Annotated in this window: 12 protein-coding genes and 1 pseudogene; 2 read left to right on the top strand and 11 right to left on the bottom strand. The window is 72.8% G+C overall.

The window, feature by feature from the left end; translation table 11 throughout:
• Nucleotides 1-16 precede the first annotated feature (16 nt).
• The 5 genes from IE272_RS07770 to IE272_RS07750 all read right to left on the bottom strand — a co-directional run bounded on the left by IE272_RS07770 (nt 17) and on the right by IE272_RS07750 (nt 4,964).
• Nucleotides 17-2,404, bottom strand: coding sequence for an ABC transporter permease (locus IE272_RS07770; RefSeq protein ID WP_190006513.1), 2,388 nt, complete (start codon nt 2,402-2,404; stop codon nt 17-19).
• Nucleotides 2,401-3,087: an ABC transporter ATP-binding protein gene (locus IE272_RS07765; protein ID WP_050360691.1), complete on the bottom strand. Its 687-nt coding sequence runs from the start codon at nt 3,085-3,087 to the stop codon at nt 2,401-2,403. The genes IE272_RS07770 and IE272_RS07765 overlap by 4 nt, the downstream gene beginning before the upstream one ends.
• The gene (locus IE272_RS07760; protein WP_007452436.1) at nt 3,084-3,608 is read right to left on the bottom strand and encodes a PadR family transcriptional regulator; all 525 of its coding nucleotides are present in this window, start codon (nt 3,606-3,608) and stop codon (nt 3,084-3,086) included. The genes IE272_RS07765 and IE272_RS07760 overlap by 4 nt, the downstream gene beginning before the upstream one ends.
• Nucleotides 3,609-3,708: 100 nt before the next feature.
• Nucleotides 3,709-3,996 carry a type II toxin-antitoxin system antitoxin gene (locus tag IE272_RS07755; protein WP_050360690.1) on the bottom strand — a complete coding sequence of 96 codons (288 nt, stop codon included), beginning with the start codon at nt 3,994-3,996 and terminating at the stop codon, nt 3,709-3,711.
• Nucleotides 3,993-4,964, bottom strand: a complete 972-nt coding sequence (locus IE272_RS07750) for an SPFH domain-containing protein (protein ID WP_050360689.1) — start codon at nt 4,962-4,964, stop codon at nt 3,993-3,995. Before IE272_RS07750 ends, IE272_RS07755 begins: the two co-directional genes overlap by 4 nt.
• A gap of 240 nt (nt 4,965-5,204) precedes the next feature.
• Between IE272_RS07750 and IE272_RS07745 the strand changes: the two genes are divergently transcribed.
• Nucleotides 5,205-7,439 (top strand): transglycosylase domain-containing protein, encoded by a 2,235-nt coding sequence (locus IE272_RS07745; RefSeq protein WP_190006512.1) that lies wholly within the window; start codon nt 5,205-5,207, stop codon nt 7,437-7,439.
• A gap of 71 nt (nt 7,440-7,510) precedes the next feature.
• Here IE272_RS07745 and IE272_RS07740 read toward each other — a convergent pair.
• From IE272_RS07740 to IE272_RS07730, 3 genes and pseudogenes are all read right to left on the bottom strand, one after another.
• Nucleotides 7,511-9,419: pseudogene (locus tag IE272_RS07740) on the bottom strand (SpoIIE family protein phosphatase).
• Between the two features lie 384 nt (nt 9,420-9,803).
• Nucleotides 9,804-10,490: a cytidylyl-2-hydroxypropylphosphonate hydrolase gene (gene fomD, locus IE272_RS07735; RefSeq protein ID WP_047178536.1), complete on the bottom strand. Its 687-nt coding sequence runs from the start codon at nt 10,488-10,490 to the stop codon at nt 9,804-9,806.
• Nucleotides 10,491-10,614: 124 nt separating this feature from the next.
• Complete coding sequence (locus IE272_RS07730; protein WP_050360685.1) at nt 10,615-12,030, bottom strand: class II fumarate hydratase; 1,416 nt, start codon at nt 12,028-12,030, stop codon at nt 10,615-10,617.
• 105 nt (nt 12,031-12,135) lie between these two features.
• Between IE272_RS07730 and IE272_RS07725 the strand changes: the two genes are divergently transcribed.
• Entirely contained in the window at nt 12,136-13,689 is a 1,554-nt protein-coding gene (locus IE272_RS07725) for a ricin-type beta-trefoil lectin domain protein (RefSeq protein WP_056700882.1), read from the top strand.
• A gap of 60 nt (nt 13,690-13,749) precedes the next feature.
• Here the strand turns inward: IE272_RS07725 and IE272_RS07720 are convergent, their stop codons facing one another.
• From IE272_RS07720 to IE272_RS07710, 3 genes are all read right to left on the bottom strand, one after another.
• Nucleotides 13,750-16,344 carry an amino acid adenylation domain-containing protein gene (locus tag IE272_RS07720; RefSeq protein ID WP_190006511.1) on the bottom strand — a complete coding sequence of 865 codons (2,595 nt, stop codon included), beginning with the start codon at nt 16,342-16,344 and terminating at the stop codon, nt 13,750-13,752.
• A 37-nt stretch (nt 16,345-16,381) separates the two neighbouring features.
• On the bottom strand, nt 16,382-17,248 hold the full coding sequence (locus tag IE272_RS07715) for an SDR family oxidoreductase (protein WP_190006569.1): 867 nt from the start codon (nt 17,246-17,248) through the stop codon (nt 16,382-16,384).
• Nucleotides 17,249-17,325: 77 nt separating this feature from the next.
• Complete coding sequence (locus tag IE272_RS07710; RefSeq protein WP_050360682.1) at nt 17,326-18,060, bottom strand: thioesterase II family protein; 735 nt, start codon at nt 18,058-18,060, stop codon at nt 17,326-17,328.
• Between the last annotated feature and the right edge of the window lie 40 nt (nt 18,061-18,100).

Below are 18,100 nucleotides of genomic sequence, written 5' to 3'. Positions count from 1 at the left end.
CGCGGTCGTGCGGGTGTCACTCGGTGCGCAGTCCGTCCGGGCGCATCATGCGCCACAGCGGCGGCAGCGACAACAGGGTGACCAGCAGGATCAGCGCGCCCCCGACCCCCGCCATCGGCCAGAACAGCCACCAGTCGGAGACATCCTTCTCGATCAGGTGGACGAGCATCGCCCCGAGGCCCAGGCCGCCCGCGACCGCCACCGCCAGACCGAGCACCACCGGCACGGCGGTCTGCCACAGCACCGACCAGCCGAGCGTGGCGCGCCGGGTGCCGAAGGCCACCAGCACCGACAGCAGCCGCCTGCGCTCACGCAACTGCTCCAGCTGGGAGACCAGCATCGACAGGGCGATCAGCAGCAGCACCGCGCTCGCGCCCACCTGGAGACCGGTCTGGATGCTCGCGTACTGGCGGTTGCGTTCGACCGATTCGATCGTGACGAAACGCATCCCGGGGTCGATCCTGGCCGCCGTGTTCCGTACGTGCTCGGCGACGTCCGGCACGCTGTGGTCGACCCGGATCTGGGTGGTGATCGTCGCTCCGGGCACCTTGCCCGCGTCGATCGCACCGGTGGTTGCCATGATCCCGTAGTGGGTCTCGCCCATCGGGTCCTCGCGGCCCTGAACGGTCGGGGAGTCGGCGGGCAGCGTCCACCGCATCACCTTGTTCCCGTAGCCGATCTCGACCTCCTCGCCCTTGCGGGCGGTCTCGTCGACCCAGGCGCTCATGTCCTTGTCGCCCGGCGGGTGGACCACGAACGTGTCGCCGTCCTCGCAGGCGCCGATCCGCGCCAGCTCGCGCAGGGTCTCGCAGGTGCCGACGGTCAGCGAGGTGGTGGGCTCGACCTCGTCCTCGGCGTAGTCGCCGGGCTTGGACGCGTACGCCTCCACCGATCCGATGACCACCTCCACACCCTTGGTGGCGCGGAACTGCTCGATGGCCGAGGTGGCCGCCTCGCCGGTGACGTCCTCGGAGTACCCGGCGAACTGGGCCCGGCTGGGGTCCGCACCCGTCATCCGGTTGAAGTCGGCGTTCATCGAGGCGAACAGCATCTGCAGCGCGATGGCTCCCGCCACCGCCACGGTGACCCCGCTGACCGCGCGGGACGCGGCCCCGCTGCTCAACTGGAGCCTGCGGGTGGCGAGCTGCCAGGGCACCGGGCCGCCGCGCAGCCGGTTCACACAGGCCTCGACCAGCCAGGGCAGCAGCAGGGCGAGCCCGAACAGCACCAGCACGGCGCCCGCGGTGATCGGGAACGGGTTCACCGGGGCGTACTCCTCGACCCGGCCCCAGAGCGCGAGCACCGCGAGACCGGCCAGCGGCACCGGCAGCCGCCACCACAGGCGGCGTCCCCGCTCACGCCCCCGGCGCACGACGCCGAGCGGCTCGATCACCACGGACCGCATCGCCACGAGGGTGACGAGGACGGCCGTCAGCGGCACGGCCACCGCGATCAGCGACGCCAGCCGGAGGTCCGGCGCAAGGTCGGCCGGGAACGCGCTGACGTCCCAGATCTCCACCGCGCCGACGAACTGCCGGCCCACCAGGAAGAACGCCAGGCCGAACAGCAGCCCGAGCAGCGCGCCGAACAGCGCCTCCCCGGCGGCGATCCGCCGGGTCGTCCGGATGTCCGCGCCGACCAGTCGCAGCGCGGCCAGCCGCCGGTCGCGCCGGTCGCCGCCGAAGCGCACGGCGGTGGCGATGAAGATCGCGACCGGTGCCAGCAGCACGACGCAGACCATGATGACGAGCACGATCAGCAGGGGCGGGAGGGGTTCGCCCTGGCGGTCGTCGCCGTACCCGCCGATCCGGTGGCCGCCGTTGGCCGGCGTCAGGGTGTCGCTGCCCGCGTAGTAGAGCAGTTCACCGGGGGAGCGCAGCCCGGCGTCTCGAATCGTGCCGGTGATCTCGTACGGCAGCCGCTCCCGCAGCAGTTCGTTGCCCGGCTCGTCGAGGAGCTCCCGCAGGGCGGGGGAGACGACCATCGTGTCCGGCGCGGGGATGCGGTCGATCCCCGGCGGCAGGACGGGCGTCGAGCCGTCGGCGCGCATCAGGAAGCCGGCGACGGTCCGGTCGTGGTACTCGGTGGTCGTGTTGACCAGCAGCACCGAGCTGTCCGACTTCGGGGCGTTCGTCTCGGAGTAGGCGGAGGCCCGGTTCTCACTGCGGGCCTGCTCGCGGGCGTTCCGCGCGTCGAGCAGATGCGGTACGGAGGAGGCGAGCAGCAGCAGGGCGACCCCGAGGCCGACGCCGACGGCGGTCAGCAGCGTACGGATCCAGCCCTCGCGGCCCCCGGCGGCGGCGAACCGGATGCCGAGGCCGAGGTCGCGGAGGGTCACCGAGCCCCGCGAGGGCGATGCCGGACGCGGTGGCGCCGCGGGCAGCTTCTCTTCGAGCAGGGTCATACGGCGTGCTCCATGTCGCGGGCCCGGCCGTCGCGCACGGTGACGTCACGGTCGGAGTAGGCGGCGACGCGGGCCTCGTGGGTCACCAGGACCACGGCGACGTTGGCGGAGCGGGCGGCCTCGGTGAGCAGCTCCATCACCCGCTCGCCGTTGAGGGAGTCCAGCGCGCCGGTCGGCTCGTCGGCGAAGATCACCTTCGGCGACGCCGCCAGCGCACGGGCCACGGCGACCCGCTGGCCCTGTCCGCCGGAGACCTCGCCGGGACGCTTGGTCCCGAGGTCGTCGACCTCCAGGCGCTCCATCCACTCCAGGGCGGTGCGCTCGGCGGCCTTGCGCTTGACGCCGTTCAGCCGCAGGGGCAGGGCGACGTTCTCCACACAGGTCAGCTCCGGGACGAGCTGGCCGAACTGGAAGACGAAGCCGAAGTCGCTGCGCCGCAGGGCGCTGCGCTCGGCGTCCGACATCGCGGACAGCTCGCGGCCCGCGTAGGTGATGGTGCCGGAGTCGGGCGTGATGATCCCGGCCAGGCAGTGCAGCAGCGTCGACTTGCCGGAGCCGGAAGGGCCCATCACGGCGACGACCTCGCCGGGGTGCACGGAGAACGACGCGCCGTCCAGGGCGGGCGTGGAACCGTAGGTCTTGCGCAGATCGTGCGCGGCGAGCAGGGAGCCTTCGGGAATCACGGAGCCACCACCTTGGCGAGCTGGTCGAGACGGGCGGAGGTCAGTTCCAGCCAGCGCAGATCGGCTTCCAGGTGGAACAGGGCGTGGTCGCAGATCAGCTGGTCGGCGAGGTCGCCCTTGCGTTTGCGGTCGGTGAGGATGCGCATCATCCGCAGGTGCGCCGAGCGCTGGGAATCCAGCAGATCGGCCGCGCTGCGACCGGTCAGGAGCGCCAGGACGACCTTGGTGTAGAGCGTCGACTGGAGGTAGGGCTCCGGCTTCTCGGGCTGCGCCAGCCACTGCGAGACATCGGTGATCCCGGCGTCGGTGATGGCGTACCGCTTGCGCTCGGGGCCTCCTTCGCTCTCGACGCCGTCGACCTCGACGAGTCCGTTCTTCAGGAGCCGGGACATCGTCGAGTAGACCTGGCCGTAGTGCAGCGGGCGGTCCTGGCCGAACTTCTCGTCGAAGGTCCGCTTCAGGTCGTAGCCGTGTCGGGGGCCGGACTCCAGGAGCCCGAGGAGGGTGTGACCGATAGACATGGGAAGAACTGTACACGGTGTGTATACCTGCCGTGTATACGCGTCCGAAAGGCAACCCCCGCCCCGTGGTCCGGGGCGGGGGTTCGGGGGCGCACGGGGCCTAGGGGGCGTCCGGGGCGTCGGGCGCGGACGGGGGCTCGGGCCCCTCCGGCGGCTGTTTGGGCGGCCGTCCCCGGCGGGCGATCGGACGCGCGGTCCCCGGCAGCCGGCCCGCCTCCGCGAGCGCCCGCCGCAGCAGGAACTCGATCTGCGCGTTGGCGCTGCGCAGTTCGTCGGAGGCCCAGCGGGCGAGTGCGTCGTGCACCGCGGGGTCCAGCCGCAGCAGCATCTGCTTGCGCTGCTGCGGCCGGGACGCCGGCGTCCGCCGGGGAGGCGTCTGGTCGGTCACTGGTAGAGGGAGCCCGTGTTGAGGACCGGCTGGGCCGCGCGGTCGCCGCACAGCACCACCATCAGATTGCTGACCATGGCCGCCTTTCGTTCGGAGTCCAGCTCCACGATGTCCCGCTCGGCGATCCGGTCGAGGGCCATCTCGACCATGCCCACCGCGCCCTCCACGATCAGCTGGCGGGCCGCGACGACCGCCCCGGCCTGCTGGCGCTGGAGCATGGCGGAGGCGATCTCGGGGGCGTACGCGAGGTGGCTGAAGCGCGACTCGATGATCAGGACGCCCGCGGCCTTCACCCGGGCGGTCAGCTCGACCGCCAGCTTCTCGGTGATCTCCTCCGCGTTGCCCCGCAGGGAGAGGCCGTCCTCCTCGTGGGCGTCGTACGGGTACTCGATGGCGATGTGCCGCACCGCCGCCTCGGTCTGGGTGGCGACGAACTCCCGGAAGTCGTCGACCTCGAAGAGCGCCTGGGCGGTGTCCTCGACCTTCCACACGACGATCGAGGCCAGCTCGATCGGGTTGCCGTAGGCGTCGTTGACCTTGAGGACGGCGGTCTCGTGGTTGCGGACGCGGGTGGAGATCTTGCGGCTGGAGGTCAGCGGGTTGATCCAGCGCAGCCCGTCGGCGCGGATGGTGCCGACGTACCGGCCGAACAACTGGATCACCCGGGCCTCGCCCGGAGCGACCATCTTCACACCGCTCATGCAGAAGAACGAGGTGATCACGAGGAGCACCCCGAGGATGAGGAGCGGAACGCCGACCGCGTTGTTGCCACCCGCCCCGGTCACCCCGCCGACGATGGCGAGGCCGACTCCGGCGAACACCCCGACCACGGTCAGGAGCAGGCCGACGCCGCCCGGGATGGAGTGCGCGGTGACCTCTCTGACCTGGGGTGCGGGCATGTCGGGGGCGTCGATGGCGAGGTCGCCCGCCGGTGCGCCCGGCCGGTGGTCGTCGTGCTGTGCGGTCATGGGATCCCCCGTTCGGCGCGGTCTCGCACCGCGCTATCAATGTGATTACACATTAATGGCTTTCGCAACCTTGTCCACCCCTGGGGAGTCGGTTCCTAGAGAACGGGTGCTGATTGTCACGTCCGTAAAAGACCGGATCGCTTGTCTTTTGTCCCTGTCGGCGGTGTTAGCTGGCAGGTCTGAGCGAACTGAGGAAAACCGAGCGAGCCGGTCGAGCAGAGAAGCGGGAGCAACACACCAATGGGTCGAGCGGATGCGCGACGAGCCCAGGCGCGGGAGTCGCGTCGGGCCCCGAAGAGCGGCGGCATACGCAGACTCTTCACGTGGAAGAAGCTGCTGGGCACGTTCTTCGGGATCGTCCTGCTGGGCATGGGCGCCTTCGGGGCGCTCTACGTGTACGTCGACGTCCCCGCCGCCAACGCCATGGCCGAGCGGCAGAGCAACGTCTACAAGTACAGCGACGGCTCGGTGCTCGCCCGGACCGGCAAGGGCGTCAACCGCCAGATCGTCGACCTGGACGAGGTGCCCGAGAAGGTCCAGCACGCCTTCGTCGCCGCCGAGAACAAGTCCTTCTACAAGGACCAGGGCGTCGACCTGAAGGGCACCACCCGCGCCCTCCTCAACACCGTCAGCGGCAAGGGCAAGCAGGGTGGCTCGACCATCACCCAGCAGTACGTGAAGAACTTCTACCTGACGCAGGACCCCACCGTGAGCCGCAAGCTCAAGGAGCTGGTGATCTCGCTCAAGGTCGACCAGCAGGAGTCCAAGGAGAAGATCCTCGCCGGGTACATCAACACCGCCTACTACGGGCGCGGCGCGAGCGGCATCCAGGCCGCCGCCCAGGCGTACTACGGCGTCGACGCCAAGGACCTGAACGTCTCCCAGGGCGCCTACCTCGCCTCCCTCCTCCAGGCCCCCAGCCAGTACGACTGGAACACCGCGACCGACACCGGCAAGAAGCTGGTCAAGGAGCGCTGGGCCTACACCCTGCGCAACATGGTCGAGATGAAGTGGCTGACCGAGTCCGAGAAGGCCGGCCTGGAGTTCCCCTACCCGGACAAGCCCAAGCCCGCCCAGGGCATGGAGGGCCAGACCGGCTACCTCGTCGAGGCCGCCAACAAGGAGCTGGAGAAGCAGGGCGTCTCCGCCGAGGACCGCGAGGCCGGCGGCTGGACCTTCACCCTCACCGTCGACAAGAAGCGCCAGAAGGCGCTGGAGAAGTCGGTGGACGACCAGCTGGAGTCCAAGCTCGACCGCGAGGGCAACAAGGTCGACGCCACCGTCCAGGCCGGCGCCACCTCCGTCGACCCGAAGACCGGCAAGGTCGTCGCCCTGTACGGCGGCGAGGACTACATCAAGCACTACATCAGCAACGCCACCCGCCAGGACTACCAGCCCGCCTCCACCTTCAAGCCGCTGGTGCTCGCCTCGGCCCTGGAGAACGAGTCGAAGACGCAGGACGGCAGCCTGATCGGGCTCAACACGGTGTACGACGGCACCAGCAAGCGGCCCGTCGTCGGCAGCGACACCCCGTTCGCCCCGCAGAACCAGGACGACCAGAATTACGGTCAGGTCTCCGTCCAGAAGGCCTTGAACAGCTCGGTCAACTCCGTCTTCGCGCAGATGATCGTCGACGTGACGCCCGCCGCCGTGAAGGAGACCGCGCTCGCCCTCGGCGTACCGGACAAGAACTTCCCCGAGCGCCCCGCCGTCACCCTCGGCACCATGAACGCCTCGACCTGGGACATGGCCGGCGTGTACGCCACGCTCGACAACCACGGCCGGAAGGTCACCCCGCACATCCTCCAGTCCGCCGAGCACCGCGACCGCACGGTGAACGCCGAGAAGCCCAAGCGGGAGCAGGTCATCAGCCGTGCCTCGGCCGACACCGTGACCAAGGGGCTCACCGGGGTCGTCGACGCCGGTTCCGGGGGCGCGGCCAACAGCCCCGCCTACGACGCGGCGGCCAAGACCGGCACCTCCGAGGACAACAAGTCGGCCTGGTTCGCCGGATACACCCCGGAGCTGACCACGGTCGTGGCCCTCTTCGGTGAGGGCGACGGCGGCCGCAAGCAGGTCTCCCTGACCGGTACGGCCAACTCCGGCCGCGCCAGCGGCAGCGGCTTCCCGGCCAGGATCTGGGCCGACTACACCCTCGGCGCCCTCGGCGGCGGGTCCGACAAGACGTTCGACCTCCAGGACGTGGAGCGCGGCGAGGTGCCCGCCCCGCCGACGCCGTCCGACACCCCGTCCGAGGACCCCACCCCGTCCAAGGACCCGACCCCGTCGGACACCCCCTCCGAGACGCCGAGCGAGACGCCCAGCGAGACGCCGCCGTCGTCGACGCCGCCTCCGTCCAGCAGCCCGCCCGCCACCACGCCTCCCACGAGCCCGGAGTTCCCGCCGCTGCCCGGGGACGGCGACGGCCAGCCGGGCGAACGGCCGGGCGGCGGCAACGGAGTGGCCCCGCAGTGAGGCCGTGATGACAGGAGGGGGCGGGCCCGCGGGCCCGCCCCCTCCTGTCGTGACGCCCGCGACGGCCGCCGCTACTGCCCCCGGGTCGCCATCTCGAACCAGACGACCTTGCCCGTCGACAGCCGCGTGGCCCCCCCACCGCCGGGCCAGCCGGTTGACCAGGAACAGCCCGCGTCCGCCCTCGTCCGTCTCCCGCGCCCGGCGCTGCCGGGGCAGCTGCGGGGAGTCGTCGCCGACCTCGCAGCGCAGGATGTCGGTCCGCAGCAGCCGCAGCGTCACCGGCCGCTCCGCATAGCGCACGGCATTGGTGACGACCTCGCTGACCAGCAGCTCCACCTCGTCGGCCAGGTCGTCCAGACCCCAGCGGCTCAGCGCCCGCCGGGCCAGCCTGCGGGCCCGGCCCGGAGCCGCGTCCTCCGGCTCCAGGTACCAGTACGCCACATCGCTCGGCGCGATCCCGTCGAAGCGGGCGGCGAGCAGCGCGATGTCGTCGTCCCGGTCACCCGGGCCGAGCATGTCCAGCACGTCGTCGCACAGGGCCTCCAGCGGCGGCGAATGGTCCGGGCCGGTGAGCTGCGCGGTCGCCGCGAGGCGCTCCCGCAGCTGCTCGATGCCCGTCCACACGTCCCGCAGCCGCGACTCCACCAGACCGTCGGTGTAGAGGAGCAGCGTGGCGCCGGCCGGGGCGTCCAGCTCGACGGCCTCGAAGTCGACGCCGCCCACCCCGATCGGGGCGCCCGGCGGCACCACCAGCACCTCGGCCCGCCCGCCCAGGTGCAGCAGCACGGGCGGCGGATGTCCGGCGTTGGCGATGGTGATCCGGTGCGCGACCGGATCGTAGACGGCGTACAGGCAGGTCGCCATCCGGTCGCTGCCCAGGCGCTGCGCCTGCTCGTCCAGGTGGTGCAGGACCTCCTGCGGCGGCAGGTCGAGCTGCGCCAGGGTCTGCGCCGTCGTCCGGAGCTGGCCCATGATCGCCGCCGAGGTCATGGAGTGGCCCATCACATCGCCGACGACCAGCGCGACCCGGCTGCCGGGCAGCGGGATCGCGTCATACCAGTCGCCGCCGACACGGGCCGTCTCGGCCGCCGGGAGGTAGCGCGAGGCGAGCCGGACGCCGGTGGGCTGGGGGAGCGAGTCGGGCAGCATCGTGCGCTGCAGCTCGTCGGCGATGTAGGCCTCGCGCCCGTACAGCACGGCCTTGTCGATGCCGAGCGCGGTGTGCGTCGCCAGTTGTGCCGCGACCAGCAGATCGCTGGCCTCGAACGGGGTGCGCTCGGTGCCGCGCACGAACACCGCGGCCCCGATGACCCGGCGCCGGCCGCGCAGCGGGGCGAGGATCGCCCGGTGCCCGGTGGGGACGGACCGGCCGGGGCCGAGCAGCTCCGGCAGGGCGGCCCGCGCCGCGGCTGAGTCGCCGAAGACCGGCCGCACCCCGCGCAGCACCTCGGCCAGCGCACCGCCCGCCCGCACCTCGCAGAGCTCGGCGGCGGGCATCAGGTCGGCCTGCGGGTCGAGGATCAGCGGGCGCAGCCGCTCGGTCTCGGAGCCGGACGCGTCGCCGCCCTCCTCGTCGGTGACGCGCAGCCGGTCGCTGCGGCGCAGCCGCAGGACGAACGGGCTCACCGGGCGCTCGTCGCCCACCGGGAGCGGGTCGCGCAGATAGACGAGGATCGCGTCGGAGAACGTCGGCACGCTGGCCCGGCACAGGCCGAGGACGATCTCGTCCAGGTCTATGCCCCGGGCGATCCGCCGGGTCGCCGCGCCGACGAAGCGCAGCCGGTCGCCCTCGCGGCGGGTGGCCGCCTGCGCCTCGGCGACGGCGGCCGCTCCTGGACCCGGGTTCGGCGCGGCGGCCGGAGCCGGGACCGCGGCAGCGGCGGCCGCGGCCGCGGCGTCCTGCTGCCGGGGCCGGGTGCGCTCCTGCTGCCGGGCCGCCAGAGGCTGCCGGCCTTCGTGGGAGGTGGGGTGCTCCGTCACGCGTGGGATTCCGTCCGTCCGGGCCGGTTGTATGAGGCAGTCACCTCGTGGGGCGCTACTGTGCCCCGGCAAGCGCGGGAAGAACAACGGCTGTCACCGGATGCCCCCGATGAAGGGGCCGAAACCGAGCGCCTCGGAGATGGCCGACAGGCGACCCCTCCGGTGGCGGACGCGGCGAGAGGGCAGCGGACAGCGTGCACGTCTCCACCCCCTCGTAGTGGCTTCCGCGACCGAACGGAACGTCCGGGTCCGTGGCCCGTCCCTCCGCACGACCGGTGTGGTGACTTGTGGTCAGTTCCGGTGTGGTGCCCGCTGGTTGCGGCGATCAGCCCTCCGTACGACCGGACCTGCCGACCGGACCGCCCGAAGGGTTCTTCCAGGGTCTCACGACGGCATACGGGCAGGGGTGCGGTCCCAGTCATCCGGCAGCGGCGGCACCTGCCACCGCGGATCGGGCCGCCAGTGCTCCCAGCCGTCCCGGAACGGCGCCCCCCACCCGGTGATCACCTCGACCGCCGCGAGGCCCGCCTCGCGGACCCGGGCGGCGGTCTCCCGGTCCATCAGACCGACCTGTTGCGCCTGGGCGAACTCGTCCTCGTCGAGCCATTTCCAGCTCCGGTCGGGGTTCACGGAGATGTCGAGAAAGTGATCCTCGGAATCCACCCCTCCGGACCACCGGGTCCGGGGCTCCTCCAGGTTCACGTACCAGTTGCGGAACATCCAGCCCCGGTCCCAGAACAGCCACACCGACCACGGGTCCCCGGGCGCGGCCAGCTTCAGCACCCCGGAGCCGAACCAGGTCGAGCGGGCCGTGGTGCGCGGCGCGGTGTAGCGGGTGGCCAGCGGTTCGGCGTGCACCTGGGTGCCGTCGGCCAGCACCGGCCGCACGCACTCGGTGCCGGGCGCCATCCACACGGCGAGCAGCTCGTCGGTGTCCTGGACGACGGTCACCGGACGGCAGATGTGCACGGGCGGGACGCCGGCCGTCCGGTGGGCCCGGCCGTTGTCGCGGTAGCGCCAGAGGATCCGGTCCCCCGGCGCCCAGCGTGCGTACTCTCCCGTACCTGTCATGGAGAGATCTTACGGAGCGCTCCCACCGGCCCGCTGCGACTCAGGTCACCCGGTCCTGATCCGGCCGGGAGCCCTCGGACGCCGCGGGGAGCCCCCCGGCGTCACCGGGCGCCCGGCGGCGCGCTCACGGACGCGTCATCCGCAGCACGTCCAGCGCCTCGTCGAGCTGCTCCATCGTCAGGTCGCCGCGCTCGACGTAGCCCGAGGCCAGGACCGTCTCGCGGATCGTCGTCCCGTCCTTGAGGGACTTCTTGGCGACCTTCGCCGCCTCCTCGTAGCCGATGTACTTGTTCAGCGGGGTCACCACGGACGGCGAGGACTCGGCGTAGGCGCGGGCCCGCTCCACGTCGGCGGTGATGCCGTCGACCGTACGGTCCGCGAGCAGCCGGGATGCGTTGGCCAGCAGCCGTACGGACTCCAGCAGGTTCTTCGCGATGACCGGGAGCATCACGTTCAGCTCGAAGTTGCCCGCGGCGCCGGCCGTGGCGACCGTCGCGTCGTTGCCGGTGACCTGGGCGGCGACCATCAGGACCGCCTCGGGGATCACCGGGTTGACCTTGCCCGGCATGATCGACGAGCCCGGCTGGAGGTCGGGCAGCGCGATCTCGGCGAGACCGGTGCGCGGGCCCGACGCCATCCACCGCAGATCGTTGGAGATCTTGGTCAGCGACACGGCGATGGTCCGCAGCTGGCCGGAGGTCTCCACCAGCCCGTCCCGCGCGCCCTGCGCCTCGAAGTGGTCGCGGGCCTCGGTGAGCGGCAGCCCCGTGGCGTCCGCGACCTCCGCGATCACGGCGGCGGAGAAGCCGGGCGGGGTGTTGATGCCGGTGCCCACCGCCGTACCTCCCAGAGGCAGTTCGGCGAGCCGGGGGAGGGAGGCGCGCAGCCGCTCCACGCCGTAGCGGATCTGGGCCGCGTAGCCGCCGAACTCCTGGCCGAGGGTGACCGGGGTGGCGTCCATCAGATGCGTACGGCCGGACTTCACGACCTCCGAGAATTCGGCCGATTTCCGCCCCAGGGATTCCGCCAGGTGATCCAGGGCGGGGATCAGGTCGGCGGTGACGGCGGCGGTGGCCGCGATGTGGATGGAGGACGGGAAGACGTCGTTGGACGACTGGGAGGCGTTCACATGGTCGTTGGGGTGGACCTCGCGGCCGAGGCGCTCGGTGGCGAGGGTGGCGATCACCTCGTTGGTGTTCATGTTCGACGAGGTGCCCGAACCCGTCTGGAACACGTCGACCGGGAAGTGCTCGTCCCAGCGGCCCGAGGCGACCTCGGCGGCGGCCTCCTGGATCGCGGCGGCGATGTCCGGATCCAGTACCTTCAGCTCGGCGTTGACCTTGGCCGCCGCCCCCTTGATCCGGGCCAGCGCCTCGATGTGCGCCCGCTCCAGACGCTGCCCGGAGACGGGGAAGTTCTCCACCGCCCGCTGGGTCTGGGCGCGCCATTTGGCGCCGACGGGGACCTTCACCTCACCCATCGAGTCGTGCTCGATCCGGAACCCGCTGCCACCGGGTGTGTCACCTGACGTGTCGACCATGGTGTTTAAACCTCCTGAAAAAGATGAGCACTTCTCTTGTTCTATGTATTCCCAAGTGGCCTACCGACCAGTAAATACCGGGGGTAACCACTACCGGGAGGCGCAATGAGGCGCACCAGCACCAGACTTCGAGGGCTCGGAAGCCTTCGCCGGCTCCGCTGTACGGTCGCGGCCGCCGTCGCTCTCGCGGCCGCCGTGGGCGGTATGGCCGCCGCCGGACCCGCGGGCGCGACGGAGTCGGGTACCAGCTCTATCGCATCCACCCCTCTCCCGCCCGCGCTGGAGGCCGTCCGGGCCGCCGAGGCCACCCAGCTGTACGGGAGCCCCGCCGAGCGGCCGCTCGGCGACCGCAAGACCGGGCTGATCTCGCTCGGCGACAGCGAGATCTCCGGCGAGGGCGTCGGCACCTACGACCCCGGCACCAACGGGCCGGACAACTGGTGCCACCGCTCACCGGACGCCGCCATCCACCGCACGGGCATCGCGGCGGACGTCACGTACAACGTCTCGTGCTCCGGCGCCTATACCGGGAACATCAAAATCGGCGGGAACAAGCAGTACGCCGATGAGCTCGTGCAGAGCGACAGCCTCGCGATCAAGGCCCGCAACACCCGGATCAAGATGATCGTCCTGGTCGCCGGGGCCAACGACGACCTCCAGTTCGGCCCGGTCATGACCGACTGCGTGGTCCGCTACATCAGCCTCCAGGGGCCCTGCGAGCCGAAGTACGCGGGCGGCTGGCAGGCCCGCGTCGACGCGCTGGTCCCCAAGGTCGAGCAGACCGTCCGCGATCTGCGCACCGTGATGACGGACGCCGGGTACGCCAACGGCGACTACAAGCTCGTCCTGATGGGCTACCCGAGCCCGATCGGCCCGGACTTCCGCGACAACCCGAAGTTCCCCGGCAAGCTGGTCTGCGGCGGACTCGGCTACGACTCCGACACCGTCTGGGGCCGCAACACCGCCGTGCCCGCCTTCCAGGTCGGCATGCGCAAGGCCGCGGCCGCCACCGGGGCCTCCTACCTGGACAACTCGCGGCTCTTCCACGGCCACGAGGTCTGCACCGAGAACACCTGGGCGCGCGGGCTGTTCATCGACGTGAGCAAGCCGGGCCTGCCCGACGAGAACTCCGTCCGGCAGTCCTTCCACCCCAACGCGGCCGGCCACCGGGCCTTCGCGTCCTGCCTCACCCAGCTGTACGACTCCGGGCTGCGCGAGGCGAGCTGTGCCGACCCGGCGAGCACCGGCAACCCGGTCCTGACCCGAGCGGCCTTCGACGACCTGTTCGTCCCGCTGAAGAACGTGGCGACCGGTTCCTGTGCGGACGTGCCCGCCTCGGTCACCCGTAACGGCACCGCGATCGGCGGCTGGGACTGCCACGGCGGGCGCAACCAGAACTGGTGGTACGACGCCGGTACGCAGACGGCCCGCACCGCGCTGAGCCACGACCGCTGCATGGACGTGCCGGGCGCGAAGTACGACGCCGGCGCCACGCTCGTCGTGTGGGACTGCTCGGGCGCGGCCAACCAGAAGTTCGTCCGGCAGGCGGGCACCCTCCGCCCGGCCGCCGCGACCAACCTGTGTCTGACGCTGGCGGGGGCCAAGGACCCGCTCAAGCTCCAGACATGCGACGGCGGCGCGAACCAGCGCTTCGTGTAACCACCGCGTGCGAGGGGGCGGCCACCGTTGTGCGGTCGCCCCTTCTCCATGCCCTTCGTCTCACACCCCCCGGGCCAGCGCTTCGGACAGCGCCCCCAGCGTCGGCGTCAGATACAGCTGACGCAGCGCCACATTGGGCAGCCCGCGCTCCCGGGCAAGCGTGCCGATCCGGATCGCGTACAGCGAATTGCCGCCCAGGTCCCAGAAATCGTCGTCCGGGCCGATCTCCTCGACGCCGAACACGTCCCGCCAGATGCCCGCGAGGACGGCGGCCGGGGCTTCGGGGGCGTCGGCCGCCGGAGCCGCCGGAGCCGCCGGGACTGCCGGAGCCGGGGTCCGGCGCGTTCCGGGCGCGGGCAGCCGGGCCGGGTCCAGCTTGCCGTTCGCGGTGAGGGGGAGGGCCGGCAGCACGGTCACCGTCGCGGGCACCATGTGCGGGGGGAGCAGCCGGGCGGCCCGGTCCCGTACGGACCCGGGGTCCTCGCCCGCACCCGGGGCCGGGACCACGTACGCGTCGATGCGCACGGCCGCCGCGTCCCCGCCCGCACCGCCGGTCACGGTGACCGCCGCCGCCGACACCGCCGGGTCCTCCAGCAGCACATGCCGGATCTCGCCCGGCTCGATCCGGAAGCCCCGCACCTTCACCTGGTCGTCGATCCGGCCCAGGTGCTCCAGCGTCCCGTCGGGCAGCAGCCGCCCCAGGTCGCCGCTGCGGTAGAGCCGCCCGGCCGGGTCCACGACGTCCGGGACGAAGCGTTCGGCGGTCGGGGCTGGCCGGTGCAGATAGCCGAGCGCCACGCCCGCCCCGCCCACGTGGATCTCCCCGGGCGCGCCCGGCGGCACCGGCCGCCCGTGCGGGTCCAGGACCCGGACCGACCAGCCGGGCAGGGGCCGCCCCACCGACCGGGATCCGGCGAGCGCCTCGCGGCGGGTCACCGTGGCCGCCGTGACATGGACCGTGGTCTCGGTGATCCCGTACATGTTGACCAGGCGGCAGCGGTCCTCCGGGTGCCGGTCGAACCAGCCCAGCAGCGGACGGGCGTCCAGCGGCTCGCCGCCCAGCACCACCAGCCGGAGGGCGGGCAGCCCGCCGCCCGTCCGGTCGGCCGCCGCGAGCTGGGTGAACGCCGAAGGGGTCTGGCTCAGCACGCTCACCCGCTCCCGGACCAGCAGCGCGTGGAAGTCCTCCGGCTGGCGCGAGGTCCAGTGGTCCACGACCACCAGCCGCCCGCCCGTCAGCAGCGCGCCCCAGATCTCCCACACCGAGAAGTCGAACGCCGCCGAGTGGAAGCACGTCCAGGCGTCGTCGGGGGAGAGCGCGAAGTCGTCGCGGACGGCGTCGACCAGGGCCGTGACATTGGCGTGCGGGACGAGGACCCCCTTGGGGCGGCCGGTCGAGCCCGAGGTGTGGATGACGTACGCGGGACCGGCGGCCGGACCCCGGGCCGCGGCGGGGCGGCGCGGGTGACCGGTGAGGGCGGCCGGGTCATCGACCGTCAGCCGCACCTTCGCGTCCCGTGCGGTGCGCTCCCGCCGGTCCGCCGGATGCTCCGGATCCAGCGGTACGTAGACGGCGTCCGCCTTCAGCGCGGCGAGCATCGCCGCCACCAGGTCGGCCCCGCGGGGCAGGCAGAGGCCCACGAGATCACCGGGGCGGACACCGTGGGCGTACAGGCCGTCCGCCAACTCCTCGGCCCGGTCGTCGAGTTCGGCGTAGGAGAGGGTGGCGGAACCGGCGGTGAGCGCGGGGGCGTCCGGGCGGGCGGCGACCTGCGCGGCGAAGACCTCGTCGATACGGAGGGGGGCGGCGGCCTTGTGCGGTGTGCGGAAGGCCAGTTGCTCCGCCGACTCCTCCCTGCTCAACGGATTCAGCTGCGAGAGCGGCGTGTTCGGCGCGCTGCCCGCCAACTGTTCCTGCACGAATCTCACTTGGTGGGCCGGTACGGGCAGGGCGTCCGGGCCGGTCGGCAGCATGGCCGGCCCGTCCCCGTCCCCGTCCCCGCCCGGTTCGCCCGCCACCAGCGTCAGCACGGGCGGATCGTCACCCTCGGCCGGAGCGGACGGCTCGGTGGCGAGCAGGTCCGCGACCGTGCGGCCGGGCGACAGGTCCGCCGTGAACACCGCGTACCCGTCGAGCGCCCCCAGCGCGTACGGAGGCCGGTCCCGGGCCGGTACGGGGACGGCGACGCGCACCGAGGCCGCACCCTCGTACCGTCCGACGGTGACCGCGAGCGCCGAGGCGAGCCCCCGGGTCTCCCCGTCCATGCGCAGGTCCGGGGGGAGCGGCCCGTCGAGCGGCGTCACGGCGTCCGGGGCCAGGTCGCCCCGCAGCACCCGGGCGACGAGCCGCAGCGAACGGGCGTCCAGGGCGGCTCCGCCGGCGGTCAGGACGAGGTCGGCCAGGTGCTCGCCCGCGTACCGCAGCAGCACCGCCCGCAGCCGGTGGCCGGGCGCGACCGGGCGGCGGGCCTCGGCAGCGCGCCGCCGGGCGGCGGTCCCGGATCCGGCCGGGGCGGGCACGGTCTCCGTCCACAGCCGGGGGCGGCGCTCCCCGGGCCACCACAGCTCCGCCGCCGTCGTCAGGGCGTCGGCGAGCGCGGCGTCGGCGGCGTCCGGCGGCAGGCGGACGATCAGGGCGTGATGGGCAGGCGGCACGTGCGCAACTCCTCGTCCACGGAAGGGAAAACGGCGGTCAGCGGGTGGTGAACCCGCCGTCCACGGTGACCACGCTGCCGGTCACCCGGCGGGACTCGTCCGAGGCCAGCCAGAGCACCGCGTCCGCCACATCGCCCGGCTCCACCAGCGCGTTCATCGGCTGGTCCCGGACGAAGGCGGCCTCGTGCTCCGCGACCGGCACCTCCAGCGAGCGGGCGATCTCCGCCAGCATCCGGCCCTCCATCGCCTCGTCGTCCCGCACCGAGCCCGGACACACCGCGTTGACCCGGACCTTGCGGGGCGCGTAGTCGAGGGCCACCGCCTTCGTCAGGCCGACCAGACCGTGCTTGGCCGCGACGTACCCCGCGAAGTGCCGGTAGCCCACCAGGCCCGCCGTCGAGGCGATGTTGACGATCGAACCGGACCCCTGGGCGGCCATCCGGCCGCCGACCGCGCGGATCGCCCGCCACGCCCCGCCCAGATCCACATCGATCATCAGCTGCCACTCGGCCTCGGTGATCTCGTGCGCCGGCCGGCCCGAAGGGGCGGCGATGCCCGCGTTGTTGACCAGGACGTCGATCCGCCCGAAGCGCTCCTCGGCCGCCTCCGCCGCCGACTCCAGCGCCGCCAGGTCCCGGACGTCGGCCTGCCGGGTCAGCACGGCGGACCCCGCCTCGCGGCAGAGCCGCCCGGTGTGCGCGAGCTGCGAGGCCGAACCGAGCGGATACGGCACCCCGGGCAGTTCGCCCGCCACGTCCAGCAGCACCAGGTCCGCACCCTCGCGGGCGAGGGCCAGCGCACAGGCCCGGCCGAGACCGCGCGCCGCTCCCGTGATCAGCGCCGTCCGCCCGGCGAGCCGGGCTCCGCCGCCGGCCGCACGACCCGCACCACCGCCGCCGGTCACCGGCCCCGGACCGCCACCGCCGGTCACCGGCCCCGGGCCGCCACCGCCGTTCACCGGCCCCGGGCCGCCACCGCCGGTCACCGGCCCCTCGCCGCGCGCACCTCGGCGGCCACCAGCTCCAGCAGCTCGCCCGGCCGCTCGGTGAGATACATGTGCCCGCCGGCCGGCTCGGCCACCGTCAGCTTCCCTGTCGTCGCCCGGCCCCACTCGGCCGCCTCCGCCGCCCCGACCAGGGTGTCCTCCCGCCCCCTGACCGAGACGACCGGGGCGTCCAGCTTCCGGTCCGTGGACGGGACATAGCTCTCGTGGAGCCGGACATCCGCCCGCAGCGTCGGCAGCAGCAGCTCCCGCATCTCCGGGTCGGCCAGCGCCGGGTGGTCGTAACCGGCGAACGCCCGGACCCGGGCGGCGAACTCCTCGTCCGGCAGCCCGTCCGCCCGGTCCGTGCGCGGCGTCCAGGGGCCCGGCGCGCCGCTGACGACGAGCGCGGCCAGGCGGACCGGCCCGCCCGACCGCTCGATCCGGTGCGCCAGTTCGTACGCGAGGACCGCACCCATGCTGTGCCCGAACAGCACGACCGGGCCGCCGCTCCCGTCCCCTCCCCCCAGGGCCGCCGTCACCTGCGCGTACGCGTCGTCGACGGCCGGGGCCACCGAGGTGTGGGCGGGCTCGGGGAACCGCTTCTCGCGGCCCGGCAGCGACACCGGGAGGATCCGCAGACCCTCCGGGGCCAGCCCCTGCCAGGGCGCGAAGAAGGAGGGGCCCGCCCCGGCGAAGGGCAGGCAGATGAGGACGGTCTCTTCGTCGGCCACGGTCGTTCCTGTTCTCTTCTGTTCTTCCGGATGCCGCGCC

It is taken from the genome of Streptomyces anulatus, from assembly GCF_014650675.1.
Taxonomy (GTDB): domain Bacteria; phylum Actinomycetota; class Actinomycetes; order Streptomycetales; family Streptomycetaceae; genus Streptomyces; species Streptomyces anulatus.
The sequence above is the reverse complement of the archived record's forward strand: the minus strand, read 5'-3'. Positions and strand labels throughout refer to the sequence as shown.

Excerpts from the sequence above, each read along its gene's own strand:
- IE272_RS07725 (WP_056700882.1), top strand. The coding sequence starts at position 12,136 with ATGAGGCGCACCAGCACCAGACTTCGAGGGCTCGGAAGCCTTCGCCGG.
- fomD (WP_047178536.1), bottom strand. The coding sequence starts at position 10,490 with ATGACAGGTACGGGAGAGTACGCACGCTGGGCGCCGGGGGACCGGATC.
- IE272_RS07745 (WP_190006512.1), top strand. The coding sequence starts at position 5,205 with ATGGGTCGAGCGGATGCGCGACGAGCCCAGGCGCGGGAGTCGCGTCGG.
- IE272_RS07770 (WP_190006513.1), bottom strand. The coding sequence starts at position 2,404 with ATGACCCTGCTCGAAGAGAAGCTGCCCGCGGCGCCACCGCGTCCGGCA.
- IE272_RS07730 (WP_050360685.1), bottom strand. The coding sequence starts at position 12,030 with ATGGTCGACACGTCAGGTGACACACCCGGTGGCAGCGGGTTCCGGATC.
- IE272_RS07750 (WP_050360689.1), bottom strand. The coding sequence starts at position 4,964 with ATGACCGCACAGCACGACGACCACCGGCCGGGCGCACCGGCGGGCGAC.
- IE272_RS07760 (WP_007452436.1), bottom strand. The coding sequence starts at position 3,608 with ATGTCTATCGGTCACACCCTCCTCGGGCTCCTGGAGTCCGGCCCCCGA.